Source organism: Microbacterium sp. BDGP8 (assembly GCF_029991045.1).
GTDB classification, from domain to species: Bacteria; Actinomycetota; Actinomycetes; order Actinomycetales; family Microbacteriaceae; genus Microbacterium; species Microbacterium plantarum.
The window spans coordinates 382,639-397,400 of sequence record NZ_CP120712.1 but is presented as its reverse complement, the minus strand read 5'-3'; the positions used below and the strand labels follow the sequence as shown (position 1 = coordinate 397,400).

Below are 14,762 nucleotides of genomic sequence, written 5' to 3'. Positions count from 1 at the left end.
GTGTCGGAAGCACATCGCTCCGGATAACGCGATGGTGGTGCCGTCAGACGAATGCGAGAGCGAGCGGACACCGGATGAACAACGTCGAGACAGGACCGACACAGGCACCAGGAGCACCTCTCACCGCGAATGCGGTGTTCCTGGTCGTGACCATCGCGCCAGGCGGCGTCGACATCGTGCGCGACGTTCTCGCCGATCTCTCCGATTCGATGAAAGCCATCACCTTCCGATTTCCGGAGGCGGCGTTGACGTGCACGGTGGGAGTCGGCAGCCGCGTGTGGGCGTCGCTCATGCAGAGCGCTCCCCCCGCGCAGCTCCGCCCCTTCACGCCGGTCGTCGGGGCGAGGCATACGGCACCCGCGACACCGGGGGATCTGCTCTTCCACATCCGCGCGGAACGCACGGACGTCTGCTTCTTCTTCGAGAAGCGCCTGCTGAGTGATCTCGGTGCGGCGGTGCACGTCGTCGATGAGACGGTGGGCTTCCGCTCTTTCGATCGTCGCGACCTGTTGGGTTTCGTCGATGGAACGGCGAATCCGGTTGAACCGGCCATCGATGCCACCGTCCTCGTCGCCGACGAGGACCCCGTACACACCGGAGGCACCTATGTCGTGACGCAGAAGTACGTGCACGCGATGGCCGAGTGGGATTCGCTGCCCGTCGAGACACAGGAGCGGATCCTCGGACGCACGAAGGTCGATGGGATCGAGCTGGATGACGCCCCCAGCGGCCAGCAGTCACACAAGTCCCTGGCGACCATCGAGGACGACCACGGTGTCGAGCACGACATCGTCCGCGACAACATGCCGTTCGGCAGGCCCGGAGCGGGAGAGTTCGGCACCTACTTCCTCGGGTACAGCCGCAACCTCTGGGTCATCCAGCAGATGATCGAGCGGATGTTCATCGGACATCCTCCGGGGATGCACGACCGGCTGCTCGACTTTTCCACCGCGTTGACCGGCACCGTGTTCTTCGCCCCGTCCGCCGCCGAGCTCGACGCGCTCGGCAGCGGATGAGCAGGCGCGTCTGGCGTCAGCTGTTCGCCCTCCGACCGGCTCCGCGCCAGTGGCCGGCCGCACTGCAGGCTGCTCTGGCCGTCGCCGTTCCCCCGCTGCTCGGACTCGTCATCGGCGAACCACGTTGGGGGTCGGTCGGTTCCCTCGGCGCTCTCATCGTCCTGCACCTCCCCGACCGGTCGCGCAGAGAACGTGCTGTCGCGCTACCGATCATCGCCGGCGCTCTTCTGGTGGCCGCGTGTGTCGGTGCGGCGCTGGGTACAGCGCTCATTCCCGGCCTCGTGGCCATGTCCGTCATCGCCGTCGGCGGGTCGTTCCTCGCGCAGGCGCTGGCGGTCGGTCCGCCCGGGGCGCTCTTCCTCGTCCTCATCACCGGCTCTGCCGGCCAGCTCGTGGCCCCCGCGGCTGCCGGCGGTGCCGGCATGAGCTGTCTCGAGGTCGTGGCTTCACTCGCCGGCGGTGCGCTCCTGGGGTATCTGATCGTGGTGCTGCCGCTGCTCGCGCCCACGATCCGAGCCCGCGACCGGATGATATTCGCGCAGCGAACGCCCTGGCGCTTCGCAGTCCCCGCATCCGCTCGCCTGATCGTCGCTCGGATCGCTGCGTCCGCGGTGCTCGCTGTACCGGTCAGCGCGACCCTCGGCCTGCATCATGCGGCGTGGGTCATGTTGGCGTGCCTCGGAATCCTTCAGAAAGACGCGGACGTCTATTCAGCAGTCCTGCGGGGTACGCAGCGCCTCATCGGCACCGGACTCGCCATCCTCCTCGTGATCGTCCTGGCGGCCATCGAGCCCCGGGGGTGGGAGCGCATCGCCTGGGCGGCCGGGTTGATCTTCCTCTTCGAGCTCCTGCTCCGACGGAACCTGACCTGGGCGCTCGCCGTCGTCACACCGATGGCGGTGCTGCTCGCCTCAACCGCAGGGCAACCCATCAGCGAGGTCGCGGCCGAGCGCGTCGTCGACACGATCGCTGGTGCCGGAATCGCGGGAGTCGTCCTTCTCGCCGCCGTGACAGGGGAGCGCCGGCGCAGCACGACCGGTTCGACACATGTCGGATGACGTTCGAACGCGCGGCCTACGGGAGCCCCATCTCACCCGAGCACAGTGAGGGTACGTTCAGAAAGGGCCGATCATGCCAGACATCCTGCAACCGGGGAACCATGCGCCGCACTTCAGTCTCCGGGTGACCGCCGACCAGTCGCTGAGTTCAGATGAGCTCCTCGGCAGCCCCGTTGTCCTCGCGTTCTACCCCGCCGACTGGAGTCCCGTCTGCGGCGACCAGCTGTCCGTCATCAATGAGGCTCTGCCGCTGATCCGCGCCCGGGGCGCGCAGGTGGTCGCCGTGTCCGTCGACAACGTGTGGTCGCACGAGGCGTTCACGGCAGCTCACTCACTGCACTTCCCGCTGCTCAGCGATTTCGAGCCGAAGGGGGCGGTCGCACGACTCTTCGGTGCGTACGACGACGCCGTGGGCGAAGCGCGCCGAGCGCTCTTCGTCATCGACCCCGCCGGCGTCATCGCTTGGAGCTACCTCGCGCCCGTCGCCGTCAACCCCGGCGTCGACGGCGTACTCGATGCCCTCGACACCCTCACCCACAACTGAAAGGAGAGGACCATGTCCTCACTTCGCGTTCCCGTCTCCTCACACGACCACAGCTCGGGTCCCGCCGACGCGGCGGTGGTTCTCGTCGAGTACGGCGACTATCAGTGCCCCTATTGCGGTGCCGCGTATCCCGTCGTCGCGAAGCTGCTCGCCGCATACGAGGGGCAGGTGCGTTTCGTCTTCCGGAACTTCCCGCTCGCCGAACTGCACCCCGAGGCGGTCGATGCAGCGTTCATCGCCGAGTTCGCGGCCGAACACGGCAAGTTCTGGGAGGCTCACGACCTGCTGTTCGAACACCAACGACAGCTGGGCCCCGACCTCTATGCGACGATCTGCGAGCGCCTCGGCCTGCCGATGGACGAGCTCCGCGCGGCGGTGGCCGAGGGACGCTACCTGTCGCGAATCCGCGCCGACGAAGAAGGCGGCATCCGCAGCGGCGTCAACGGGACGCCGACGTTCTTCCTCAACGGCCATCGCGTCGACTCCGGTACGGACGGCCTCGCCGACGCCCTCGCGGATGTTATTCGTCGCTCTGCGTGAGCCATGGCGATAGCGAAGGGCCGCCGGGAGCATCTCGGCGGCCCTTCCCTGTTGCTCAGCGCGCGGCGCGACGCATCCGCAGTGCCGCAGTCACCGTCACGACGCCCACCAGGACGACGAACGCCAGAAGCACGGTGGTCTGGGGCAGCACGGTCAACGCTCCCCCGATAGCGAGCACCGGAAGCGCCAGACCGCAATACGCGACGAGGAACATCGCGGCGAGCGTCTCACCTGTGCGACCCGGTTCCGCGATCTCCGAGGCGGTGGCCAGCGCACATCGGAACAGCGCGCCGACGCCCGCCCCGCCGACGATCCCGCCGAGAAGGAAGAGAGCGAGCGACGGCGCGAGAGCCCCGCCGGCGATCACGAGCAGACCGACTCCACAGGCGATGGCGGCGAACAGCAGCTGGGTGCGATACGCGACGCGGGCCAGAAGCCCCTGAGCGGCGGCGGCGGACCCGAAGACGAGGAAGACGGTAATCCCGGCCACGAGGTGGCCGTGCTCGTCGAAGATGCCGACGAGGATCGACGGGGCCAGAGAGGTGAACAGCCCGAAGAGCGCGAAACCTGCGAAAGCCGCGAAGGCGGCAGCCACGAAGCGGTCGCGGGACGCCGCGGGGACCGCGACCTTCTGCGGACGATATGTGCGCCGAGCCGCGGTGACGGTCTCCGGAACAAGCGCGACGGCGATGGCCAGGAGAATGAGGACCACGGCGAACACGGTGTGCGGAAGGTGCAGCGGGTCGGGCAGGAAGTCGGCGAAGAGCCCGCCGATGAGGGGGCCGAGGGCGAGACCGCCGAGGTTCGCTCCCCCGGCGACGGATGCCGCGACGACGGCGTTCTCGTCTGGTCGCGCCCGAGCCCGCAACTCGCCGAGGTGCGCAGTCGCGGTCGCCGTGAGCACGCCGATACTGACGCCGTTGACGATTCGGGCGATCAGCAGCCCCGGGACGTCGGTGAATACCGTGAACAGCATCGCGGACAGCGCGGAGATGACGATGGCGATGACGAGCATCCGTCGTCGCCCCATCCAGTCGCTGACGTGCCCGAGCAGGAACAGGCTCGCAACCACCCCGGCCGCGTATGCCGCGAACACGACGGTGACGACGGAGACGGGGAACCCGTCGAGCTGCTGATAGAGCGGGTACAGGGGTGTGGGGACGGTGGAGTACGCCATCACCAGGAGGAACGCGACCGCGACCACCCAGAACGGCGTGGTGCGGCGTGTGACGTGTGAGTGTGTGGGGGCCAACGCGTGCAGCTTTCTCGGGGAGCGTGCCGTTCATCGCCTCGGGCATGAACCCGAGGCGATGTCGCGGCTCATCGCAGCGGTGTGATGCCCTGCGAGCCGCGCGGGAAGGTCGCGAGAACCGCAGGGTCGATGTTGAGGTGCGCCGAGACGAGCTGCGGCGGCACGTGGGACAGCCAGTTCGCGAGGGAGATCTCCTCGTACTTGTCGGTGCGGAACACCTCGAGGAACTGCAGCACGTCGTCACCGGTGTTCTCGATGTAGTGGCCGAAGTTTTTGCGGACCACGCCCACGTCGCCGGCACGGAAGTCCGTGGTGTTCGCATGCGGTCCGGTGTTGAACACCGTCATGCGGGCAGAACCGCGAAGGTAGTACTGCCACTCATCGGCATTCGGGTGCCAATGCAGCTCTCGCATGGAGCCCGGCTCGACGGTGACGAGTGCCGCGGCGACCGTGGATGAGTACGTGTAGTTGGTCGAGTCGGCGATCTGGATGGAGCCGCCCGTGTTCTCGTAGAGCGGCTTCGATCGCGAGAGGCGGAAGATGACCGGCTCCATGCCCCACTCGACGCCGGCCGCGGCCTGGTCGGCCTCGACCGCCGGCGGCTCGTCACCGGGGAAGATCCACAGGTTGTGCAGAGGGATGTCGGAGAAGACCTCCTGGGCAACGCCGAAGTTCTTCGCCAGGACCTCCGGCGGCGTGTGAGCGAACCAGTCGGTGAGGAGCAGCGTGTTCGACTCGGACTGGTCGCCGTCATCGAAGGCGAGGACGAACTCGGCCCCGTCGGGTCCGAGACCCTGGAGCGAGTGCGGCGTACCGGCGGGGAAGAACCACAGATCGCCCTCCTCCACGTCTTCCACGGCGGGAAGACCGGAGCGACTGAGGGTCGTGACGCGCGCTTTGCCCCGGGTCATGACGGCCCACTCGGCAGTCTGGTGCCAGTGCAGCTCACGAATGCCGCCGGGCTCGAGGTACATGTTGACGCCGGCGATCTCGTCGGAGATGTGGAAGTCCTGCTTCGTCAGCTCCCGCGCCCAGCCGCCCCGCTGGACGCGGCGCGGCGAGATGTTGAACGAGGACCAGAAGAACGGCTGGGTGCTGATGTCGGTCGCCGGCGCGTGAATCTGGTTGGGGAACTGCGAGGTGATAGCCGTGTTCTGCGGGCCGGTCATCGTGTTGCTCTGCGGGCGATCGGCGATGTTGACCTCGCCCTCCTGCGGCAAGTCGGGGTTGCCCAGCGTGGGAACCTCGTGCCCGACGGGGACGTTCTCAGACGAATCCATGGCTTGCTCCTTCGTGACGGATCCGGACGGTATTCAGGAGTCTGGCGATGCCCCGCGATGCGTCACAGGGATAGCTGACGAACGGGTATTCGACACTCGTCGGACGCCGTCGATCGCTCCGTTCGCTTGGGTGGAAGGCCCCGGGAGGTTCCATGTCGCTCGCCCACGCCTCATCGATTCGTCGCTACCCGCTCCTGGAGACGGTGTGGGCGTCGGCATCTCTCGCGTTCGTCTCCGGACTGCTCGACGCATGGACGTTCGGCCAGGTCGGCACGTTCGCGACCGTGCAATCCGGCAATCTCATCTCGCTGGGCTACGCCACCGCGGAGGGAGACGTCGACCGCGCGCTCCTTGCGGCCAGTTCCGTTCTCGTCTTCGCGGCCGGAGCCTTCGCGTGCAGCATCCTCATCCTCGGGCTCGCTCGCCGGGGGAAGTCGTACTCGGCGCCCGTCCTTCTCGGCGAGGTCGTGATCGTCACGGTCCTCGCCGTGCTGAGCGTCACCCGCGGATCGGAACCGATGTGGATCGCCGGGGCCGTCAGCTTCGTCGCCGGCGTTCAGGGCAACGCCTTTCACCGCGAGACGGGGATGCTCTATGGCAACATCGCCGTCACCTCGGTCATCCAGATGGCCGCCGGCCTGCTGGGACGCGCGGTCGCACGCCGCATCGCCGACGACGGTGAACAGCACCTCCGCCCGGCAGGGGCGTACGTGGCCGTGCTCGTCGCATTCGCTGCGGGAGGCGGGCTCGGCTTCAGCGCGAACGCGGTCCGGTCCGGCTTCTCGTTGATTCTCGCCGCTGCGGTTCTCCTCGGGCTGTGGACGTGTGCCGTCCGCGGACGCGGGGCCGTCGACCCGGCGCAGAACGCGCCGACGCCGTAGAAGCTCCCGCCGCCGACATCCCGGCTCAGCCCTCAAGCACCAACCCCGTACCGCGCTGCAAGGCGCCGCGACCGACACGCCGCTCAGCGGCATCCGTCCCGGGGTGTCGGTCGGGAACACTTGCATCCCGGCACCCACGAACGGATGCCGCCACCCGGTTCAGCCCTCGACGACGACCTCGTCGCCCACCCGCACCACTCCCCCGCCGTCGGCGGGGAGGAGCAGGATGCCGAGGGTCGGCTCGGCCTGATCGAACTCGGTCGTCAGCACGCGCAGCAGCCGCGCGTCGCGCTCGCCCGTGTCGGGGTTGGCCATGATCGCGGCGCACCGGCCGATGGGGCGCTGCACGTCGAACGCGACCTCACCGATGCGGGCGCGGCCGCTCCAGCCGAGTTCGTCCCACGCACCGACACCCGAAACGACGATGTTCGAGCGGAACCGGCGGCTGTCGACGGGCGCGGCCACCGCAGCATCCACGTCCTCGACCGAGGCGGCACCGTGCAGCGAGACGTAACCGCGGGCGCGGTCCTGGAAGCGCGAGGTCGCGCCGTCGCCGACGAGCCGCAGCGGCAGCACGCCGTCGCGGTCGAGGCGTCGCGCGTCGCCCGAGCCCCGCACGAATGCGGTGATCGCGTCCTCGAGCTCGCGCCGCCCGGCGTCGTTGAGCCCCGCGTCCGCGAGCACCGCGCCATCGACGCTCAGCCGCAGCCGCCGCGCGTCGGCGTCGAAGTCCAGCGCCACGCGCGCGAGCGCCGGGAAGTCCATGAGCGCGAGGCCGCGGCTCTTCGGCCATGACTCGAGGCCGTCGGCGTCCTCCGGCTCCACCGCGTCGGCGAAGCGGAACGCGAGCACCCGGTCGCCGGCGATCCGGCCGTCGGGCTGGACGACGAGCTCGTCGCGCGCTTCGGGAGTGAACCCCTTGACGGGATAGCGGTACAGGGCGGAGACGACGGGCACACCGCTACTCTGCACCACCCCGCCCGAATCGCCACCAGAGCCGGCGATCTCACAACCGCCGACGGCCCGAAGAGAGAAAGAGGTAACGGAACGGACGATCAGCGAGACCGCCGGGGAAACACCCCGCCTCTAGCGTCGAGCACCATACCCACCGGCTCTCGACCGAAGGAGGACGCGATGTCCTACGTCAAGCCCACCGAGCTCGTTCAGACCGTCATCGACGCGGGCGCGTCGAAGGTCATGCTCTCGACCCGCGACACGCTCATCCGCTCCATCATGGGCGGCGCCGTCCTCACGATCGCCGCCGCCTTCGCCGTGACCATCACCGTGACGACGGGGATGCCGCTGCTCGGCGCCGTGCTCTTCCCGATCGGCTTCATCATGCTGTACCTGCTCGGCTACGACCTGCTGACCGGCGTCTTCGTGCTCGCACCGCTCGCCTGGCTCGACCGGCGGCCGGGGGTGACGCTCGGCGGCATCCTGCGCAACTGGGGGCTGGTGTTCCTCGGCAACTTCATCGGCGCCTTCACCGTGGCCGTGCTGATGGCGATCGTCGTCACGTACGGCTTCTCGACGCCGCCGAACGAGGTGGGTCAGGCGATCGGCCACATCGGCGAGGGCCGCACGGTCGGCTACGCCGAGCACGGCGCGGCGGGCATGCTCACGCTCTTCGTCCGCGGCGTCCTGTGCAACTGGATGGTCGCGACGGGCGTCGTGCTGGCGATGATCTCGAAGGATGTCATCGGCAAGATCTTCGCGATGTGGATGCCGATCATGCTCTTCTTCTTCATGGGATTCGAGCACTCGATCGTGAACATGTTCCTGTTCCCCTCGGGGCTCCTCCTCGGCGGCGACTTCACGATCATGGACTACCTGATCTGGAACGAGATCCCCACCGTGCTCGGCAACCTCGTCGGCGGCCTCGTCTTCGTCGCGATCCCGCTCTACTTCACCTACGGCCGGCCGACTTCGCCGCGCCGCGTGCGCGCGCCGAAGCGAACCCGTGCGACCGGGACCGCCGAGCCTGTAGCCACCGAGCCCGCCGCCGCGGAGCCGGCAGCCGTCGAGCCCGCGACCGCCCGGGTGTGACCCATGGTCCGCACCGTAAACAGCCGGAAACACGCCGCTGACGGCGCCGCAACCTCGCCCGCGTACGGTCACGACATGAGCTCCACCGGCCCCACCCGACACGTCGTCGTGGTGGGTGCCGGGATGGTCGCCCACCGTTTCGTGGAGAGCCTGCTGAGCCGCGCAGACGACACCTGGCGCGTGACGGTCGTCGGCGACGAGCCCCGCCACCCGTACGACCGGGTCGGGCTGACGTCGTTCTTCGCCGGCGCCTCCGCCGACGACCTCGAGCTCGACCGCTCTCCCTTCGGCGACGAGCGCGTCCGGTTCCTCCGCGGGCGCACCGTCACCGGCATCGATCGCGACGCCGGCGAGGTGCTCGTCGATTCCGGCGAGCGCATCGGCTATGACCGGCTCGTGCTCGCGACGGGCTCGTACGCGGCCCGGCTCGCCGTGGACGGATACGACCACGAGGGCTGCTTCGTCTACCGCACCCTCGACGATGTCGAAGCGCTCGAGGCGTTCGTGCAGCGCCGGTCGGCTGCGCTCGGCCGACGGCTGACCGGAACCGTCATCGGCGGCGGCCTGCTCGGCCTCGAAGCGGCGGGCGCGTTGCAGGGACTCGACGTCGACTGCACCGTCGTGCAGTCCTCCGACAGGCTGATGTCGGCTCAGCTCGATCTTCCGGCCGGAGATGCCCTGCGCCGCCTGATCACGGCACGGGGGATCGGGGTGCGCACCTCGTCACTGACCACACGGCTCGACGCCGATCGCAGCGGACAGGTCGTGGGCCTGGAGTTCCACGACGGCACGTGGGAGCGCACCGACGTCGTGGTCTTCACCGTCGGCGTCCGCCCCCGCGACGAGCTCGCCCGCGATGCCGGCCTCGCCGTCGACCCGCGCGGCGGCGTCGTGATCGACCAGGGGTGCGACACCTCGGATGCCCGAATCCTGGCGATCGGCGAGGTCGCCAGCTTCGGCGGGCAGTGCGTCGGGCTCGTCGCTCCCGGCTACGCGATGGCCGAGGTCGCCGCGACGCGCCTGCTCGGGCTCGAGGCCAGCTTCGGCGGCTTCGACGTGTCGACGAAGCTGAAGCTGTCGGGCGTGGATGTCGCGAGCTTCGGCGACGCGTTCGCCGAGACGCCCGGAGCGCTCGACGTCGTGTACGCCGACCCCGTGGCCGGGGTCTACAAGAAGCTCGTGCTCTCCGACGACGCGAAGACACTGCTCGGCGGCATCCTCGTCGGAGACGCGTCGGCCTACGGGGCGCTGCGTCCGCTCGTGGGCGGCGCGCTCGGCGGCGACCCGGTCGCCTACCTGATGCCGGACGGCGGCGTCGCGGCCCCGACCGGCGAGCTGCCCGATGCGGCCCTCGTCTGCACGTGCAACAGCGTGACCGCCGGTGGCATCCGTTCGGCCGTCCACGACGAGGGATGCACGGATGTCGCCGCCGTCAAGGCCTGCACGAAGGCGGGAGCCGCGTGCGGCTCGTGCGTCCCGATGATCAAGAAGCTGGTCGGCGCCGAGCTCGCGAAGTCGGGGGCGACCGTCAGCAACGCCCTCTGCGAGCACTTCGACCTGTCGCGCCGGCAGCTCTTCGACGCGGTGCGGGTGTCGGGCCTGACGACGTTCAGCGCCGTGATCGAGCGCTTCGGCTCGGGGCGCGGATGCGACATCTGCAAGCCCGCGCTCGCCAGCATCCTGTCGACCCTCACCGGTCGCCACGTGCTCGATGGCGAGAACGCGACGCTGCAGGACACGAACGATCACGTCATGGCGAACATGCAGAAGGACGGCAGCTACTCCGTCGTCCCCCGCATCCCGGGCGGCGAGATCACCCCGGGGAAGCTGCTCGTGATCGCGCAGGTCGCCCAGGACTTCAACCTGTACACGAAGATCACCGGCGGCCAGCGGATCGACCTCTTCGGGGCCCGGTTGGAACAGCTGCCGGCGATCTGGGGGCGACTCGTCGAGGCCGGCTTCGAGTCGGGTCACGCGTACGGCAAGTCGCTGCGCACCGTGAAGTCGTGCGTGGGGTCGACCTGGTGCCGGTACGGGGTGCAGGACTCCGTCGGCATGGCGGTGCGCCTCGAGCTGCGGTACCGGGGCCTGCGCGCTCCGCACAAGTTCAAGCTCGGGGTCTCGGGATGCGCCCGCGAATGCGCCGAGGCCCGCGGGAAGGACGTGGGGGTCATCGCGACCGAGACCGGGTGGAACGTCTACGTCGGCGGAAACGGCGGGTTCACTCCGCGTCACGCGGTGCTGCTGGCCGAGAACCTCGACGACGACGCCCTCCTGACGACGATCGACCGCTTCCTGATGTACTACATCTCGACGGCCGACCGACTGCAGCGCACGGCTCCGTGGTTCGAAGACCTCGAGGGCGGCATCGACGGGCTGCGGGAGGTCATCTTCGACGACTCGCTCGGCATCTGCGCCGACCTGGATGCCGCCATGGCGCGCCACATCGACGCCTACGAGGACGAGTGGGCGGCGACCCTCGCCGACCCCGAGAAGCTGCGGCGGTTCGCGTCGTTCGTCAACGCGCCGACGACGCCGGACCCGTCGCTGGCGTACACAGTCGAGCGAGGTCAGCCGCGCCCCGCGACCGCCGACGAACGCACGGACGACCGCGTGCTCATCGCCGGCACGACCCTGGAGGTGCGGCGATGACCCTGGTGGACGACACGATGAGCGAGACCGGCAGCGCACCCCGCGCGCGGAGCCGCAGCTCGGCGTGGACGGCGGTGTGCCGGCTCGACGACCTCGAGGTCGAGCGTGGCCGTGCGGCGTTGCTCGGAGACCGGCAAATCGCCCTGTTCCTCCTGCACGACGGTCGTGTTCACGCGACGGCCAACCTCGACCCGTACAGCGGCGCGAACGTCATGTCGCGCGGGATCGTCGGCACCCGCGGCGACGCCCCCACCGTCGCGTCGCCGATGTACAAGCAGGTCTTCGACCTGCGGACGGGCGTGTGCCTCGACACCCAGGGCAAGGAGCAGCGGATGCTGCCGGTCTGGCCGGTGGCCGTGAACGGCGAAGGCACCGTCTTCATCCGCGACGGAGGTGCGGCATGACGACGATGCTCGGGCTCTCGCTCACCGGCCGCCGCGTCGTCTTCGTCGGCGGCGGCGCCGTCGCCGCCCGCAGACTCGGCCGATTCCTCGACGAAGGGGCCGACGTCCGCATCGTCTCACCGGAGCTCGGTGACGCGATGCGCGCCGCAGTCGCCGCCCACGGGCTGACGTGGGTGTCCCGCGAAGCGCGGCGCGACGACATCGCCGACGCCTGGCTCGTGCACACAGCCACCGGCATCCCTCGCGTGGATGCCGCGGTCGCGGCCTGGTGCGAATCCGAACGGGTCTTTTGCGTCAACACGTCCGACGGCGCGCACGGCACCGCGCGACTGACGGCCGAGACCCGCAGCGGCGACGTCATCGTGGGGGTCGCCTCGGACGCGGGCGTCGACCCGCGGCGCGCCGTACGCCTGCGCGATGCAATCGCCGCCGCCCTGCGTGCCGGAATGCTGCCGCTGCGCCGACGCCGCCGCGGCGGCGGCCGCGTCGACCTCGTCGGCGGCGGCCCGGGTCCGGCCGACCTCATGACCGTACGGGGTCGGCGCCTGCTCGCCGAAGCGGATGTCGTCGTGGCCGACCGGCTCGGCCCCGTCGACGTCCTTCACGAGCTCGAGCCCGGTGTCGAGGTCATCGACGTCGGCAAGCAGCCCGGCCACCACCCGGTGACGCAGGACGAGATCAACGCCCTGCTGGTCGCTCATGCCCGCGCCGGCAAACGCGTCGTGCGCCTGAAAGGCGGCGACCCGTTCGTCTTCGGCCGCGGTGGCGAGGAGGTCGCGGCCTGCCACGCGGCCGGCATCCCGGTCGAGGTCGTCCCCGGCCTCACGAGCATCGTCTCGGTGCCGCAAGCCGCCGGCATCCCGGTCACCCACCGCGGCGTCTCGGGCGGGCTCCACGTCGCCAACGGCCAGGGGCCGATCACGCCGTCGACACGGGCGGCGCTCGGCGACGACGCGATCACGACCGTCTTCCTGATGGGCGTCGCCGCGCTGCCGCGCATCGTCGAGGCCGCGCGGGCCGGGGGCGCTCCTCTCGAGCGTCCGGTCGCCATCGTCGAGCGGGGGCACACGCCGCAGCAGCGCACGACCCGATCGACGCTCGCGACGGTGCTCGCGGATGCCGCAGCCGCCGGTGTCACGAATCCCGCCGTCATCGTGATCGGCGAGGTCGCCCGAGCGGGCCTGCTGCTCGCGCCGGCTGAGGAGCGGGAGCGCGTCATCCGGTGAACCAGTCCGTCCGTCCCGCGCTCTCGGCCGCCCTCGGCGGCTGCACGATCGTCATCGCCGTCGATCGGCGATCGAACGAGCTCGCGACGGCGCTCGAGAGACACGGAGCGACCGTGCGCCATGCCCCGGCGCTGAGCATCGTGCCCCACATCGACGACGAGGCACTCATCTCGGCGACGCGCTCGCTCATCGCCGATCCGCCGGATGTCGTCGTCGTGACGACGGGCGTGGGATTCCGGGGCTGGATGGAGGCTGCCGACGAAGCGGGACTCCTCGACGATCTGCACGACGCCTTCGCGGGTGCCCAGATCGTCGCCCGCGGGCCCAAGGCGCGCGGCGCGATCCAGCAAGCGGGTCTGCTGGCGGACTGGGTCGCCGAGTCGGAGACCTCGGGTGAGCTCGGCGAGTTCCTGCTCGCCGAAGGCGTGCGCGGTCGCCGCGTCGCGGTGCAGCATCACGGTTCGGGAGCCGATGGCCTCGACGAACTGTTCACGGGGGCGGGCGCGGAGGTCGTCAGCCTCACCGTGTACCGGTGGGGGCCGCCGCCGGATCCGGCCGCCGTCGCGCGCTCGGTCGTCGCGACCGCGCAGGGTGAGGTCGACGCGGTGCTGTTCACGTCCGCTCCGGGCGCAGCGGAGTGGATCGCGACGGCCCGGCGCGAGGGTGTCATCGACGAGATCGTCCGGCGGGCGCGGGGCCGGCGGCTGCTTCTCGCGGCCGTCGGGCCGATCACGGCGGCTCCCCTCCGCGGCGCCGGAGCGGAACCTCTCATCGCCGAGCGCGGGCGGCTGGGCTCGCTCGTCCGTGCCGTGGTCACCCACTTCGGCGGCGGGCACGCACCCTCGCTTCCGACGCCGGCGGGGCTGCTGGAGCTGCGCAGCTCGGCCGCCGTTCTCGATGGCCGCGTCATCCCGCTCTCGCCGACCTCGGCCCTCATCCTCGAAGCGCTGTTCACCGCGGCGGGTGGCGTCGTGAGTCGCGCCGATCTGCAGCGGTCGCTTCCGCGTTCGAACGCCGGCGACCACGCCCTCGACGTCGCGATCGCCCGCACGCGCGAAGCGCTCGGGTGCTCCGGCCTCATCCGGACGGTCGTCAAGCGCGGCTACCGCCTCGACCTCACGACGACGGGAGCGACACCATGACGCCGGTCCTCATCGCCTGCTCCCACGGCACGAGCTCCCTCGAGGGGCGCGCCGCGATCGCCGGCGTCGTGACGCGAGTCCGACAGATGCTTCCCGGAGTGCAGGTCGAAGAGGCGTTCGTCGACGTGCAGGAACCCGAGATCGACGCCGTCGTGGCGGGCGTGCCCGCGGGGGCGGCATCCGTCGTGGTGCCTCTCCTGCTCTCCACCGGCTTCCACACGCGGGTCGACATCGCACGTGCGGTCGCAGCGGCTCCCGGCCCGTGCGTCGCGACTCCCGCGCTCGGTCCGCACGACCTGCTGGCCGGTCTGCTCGCCGAGCGGCTGCGCGCCGCCGGCCTGGGCGCCGCCGACGCGCCGCCCGGCGCCGAGGCCGTCGTGCTCGCGGCGGCGGGATCGTCCGATCCGGCGGCCGAGGTCGACGTCGCGGCGATGGCCGACCTGCTGGCCGCCCGCCTGGGGATGCCGGTGTCGGTGGGTTTCGCCGCGGGCGCCGGCATCCGCATCGACGCGGCGGTCGCGGCCGCGCGCTCCGCCGGAGCGACACGCGTCTTCGCCGCGAGCTATGTCCTCGCGCCCGGGCACTTCGCGGGCGTGATCGCGGGCGCCGGCGCCGACGTCGTGACCGACCCCCTCGCGCCCGACGAGGCGGTGGCAGCCGTCGTCGTCGAGAGGTACCGCGCCTCGCTTCGCTGACGCGTCGGGTACCGCTGGCACGCGAT

General features: G+C 70.3%; 14 protein-coding genes. 11 read left to right on the top strand and 3 right to left on the bottom strand.

Annotated elements, in window-relative coordinates; all coding sequences use genetic code 11:
* Nucleotides 1-74 precede the first annotated feature (74 nt).
* The 4 genes from P6897_RS01900 (at nucleotide 75) to P6897_RS01885 (ending at nucleotide 3,158) form a co-directional block, all read left to right on the top strand.
* Nucleotides 75-1,016, top strand: coding sequence for a Dyp-type peroxidase (locus P6897_RS01900; protein ID WP_282501934.1), 942 nt, complete (start codon nucleotides 75-77; stop codon nucleotides 1,014-1,016).
* Nucleotides 1,013-2,074, top strand: a complete 1,062-nt coding sequence (locus tag P6897_RS01895) for an FUSC family protein (protein WP_282501933.1) — start codon at nucleotides 1,013-1,015, stop codon at nucleotides 2,072-2,074. Before P6897_RS01900 ends, P6897_RS01895 begins: the two co-directional genes overlap by 4 nt.
* Nucleotides 2,075-2,198: 124 nt before the next feature.
* Complete coding sequence (locus P6897_RS01890) at nucleotides 2,199-2,618, top strand: redoxin domain-containing protein (protein ID WP_282501932.1); 420 nt, start codon at nucleotides 2,199-2,201, stop codon at nucleotides 2,616-2,618.
* Nucleotides 2,619-2,630: 12 nt separating this feature from the next.
* The gene (locus tag P6897_RS01885; protein WP_282501931.1) at nucleotides 2,631-3,158 is read left to right on the top strand and encodes a thioredoxin domain-containing protein; all 528 of its coding nucleotides are present in this window, start codon (nucleotides 2,631-2,633) and stop codon (nucleotides 3,156-3,158) included.
* A 55-nt stretch (nucleotides 3,159-3,213) separates the two neighbouring features.
* Here P6897_RS01885 and P6897_RS01880 read toward each other — a convergent pair whose 3' ends face one another.
* On the bottom strand, nucleotides 3,214-4,410 hold the full coding sequence (locus tag P6897_RS01880) for an MFS transporter (protein WP_282501930.1): 1,197 nt from the start codon (nucleotides 4,408-4,410) through the stop codon (nucleotides 3,214-3,216).
* Between the two features lie 68 nt (nucleotides 4,411-4,478).
* The gene (locus P6897_RS01875) at nucleotides 4,479-5,690 is read right to left on the bottom strand and encodes a cupin domain-containing protein (protein ID WP_282501929.1); all 1,212 of its coding nucleotides are present in this window, start codon (nucleotides 5,688-5,690) and stop codon (nucleotides 4,479-4,481) included.
* Between the two features lie 152 nt (nucleotides 5,691-5,842).
* Here P6897_RS01875 and P6897_RS01870 point away from each other — a divergent pair, with 152 nt between their 5' ends.
* Complete coding sequence (locus P6897_RS01870; protein WP_282501928.1) at nucleotides 5,843-6,571, top strand: YoaK family protein; 729 nt, start codon at nucleotides 5,843-5,845, stop codon at nucleotides 6,569-6,571.
* Nucleotides 6,572-6,730: 159 nt separating this feature from the next.
* On the opposite strand, the gene P6897_RS01865 is transcribed toward P6897_RS01870, so the two are convergent.
* Entirely contained in the window at nucleotides 6,731-7,528 is a 798-nt protein-coding gene (locus P6897_RS01865; protein ID WP_282501927.1) for an MOSC domain-containing protein, read from the bottom strand.
* 177 nt (nucleotides 7,529-7,705) lie between these two features.
* Here P6897_RS01865 and P6897_RS01860 point away from each other — a divergent pair, with 177 nt between their 5' ends.
* From P6897_RS01860 to P6897_RS01835, 6 genes are all read left to right on the top strand, one after another.
* A complete protein-coding gene (locus tag P6897_RS01860) occupies nucleotides 7,706-8,617 on the top strand; it encodes a formate/nitrite transporter family protein (RefSeq protein ID WP_112616051.1) in 912 nt (303 codons plus the stop codon).
* Nucleotides 8,618-8,692: 75 nt separating this feature from the next.
* Nucleotides 8,693-11,269, top strand: coding sequence for a nitrite reductase large subunit NirB (nirB, locus tag P6897_RS01855; protein WP_282501926.1), 2,577 nt, complete (start codon nucleotides 8,693-8,695; stop codon nucleotides 11,267-11,269).
* A gap of 17 nt (nucleotides 11,270-11,286) precedes the next feature.
* Entirely contained in the window at nucleotides 11,287-11,673 is a 387-nt protein-coding gene (nirD, locus tag P6897_RS01850; RefSeq protein ID WP_274178537.1) for a nitrite reductase small subunit NirD, read from the top strand.
* Complete coding sequence (gene cobA / locus P6897_RS01845) at nucleotides 11,670-12,899, top strand: uroporphyrinogen-III C-methyltransferase (protein ID WP_274178209.1); 1,230 nt, start codon at nucleotides 11,670-11,672, stop codon at nucleotides 12,897-12,899. The genes nirD and cobA overlap by 4 nt, the downstream gene beginning before the upstream one ends.
* On the top strand, nucleotides 12,896-14,041 hold the full coding sequence (locus P6897_RS01840; protein ID WP_112616045.1) for a uroporphyrinogen-III synthase: 1,146 nt from the start codon (nucleotides 12,896-12,898) through the stop codon (nucleotides 14,039-14,041). Before cobA ends, P6897_RS01840 begins: the two co-directional genes overlap by 4 nt.
* The gene (locus P6897_RS01835) at nucleotides 14,038-14,736 is read left to right on the top strand and encodes a CbiX/SirB N-terminal domain-containing protein (RefSeq protein ID WP_112616043.1); all 699 of its coding nucleotides are present in this window, start codon (nucleotides 14,038-14,040) and stop codon (nucleotides 14,734-14,736) included. Before P6897_RS01840 ends, P6897_RS01835 begins: the two co-directional genes overlap by 4 nt.
* Nucleotides 14,737-14,762 lie beyond the last annotated feature (26 nt).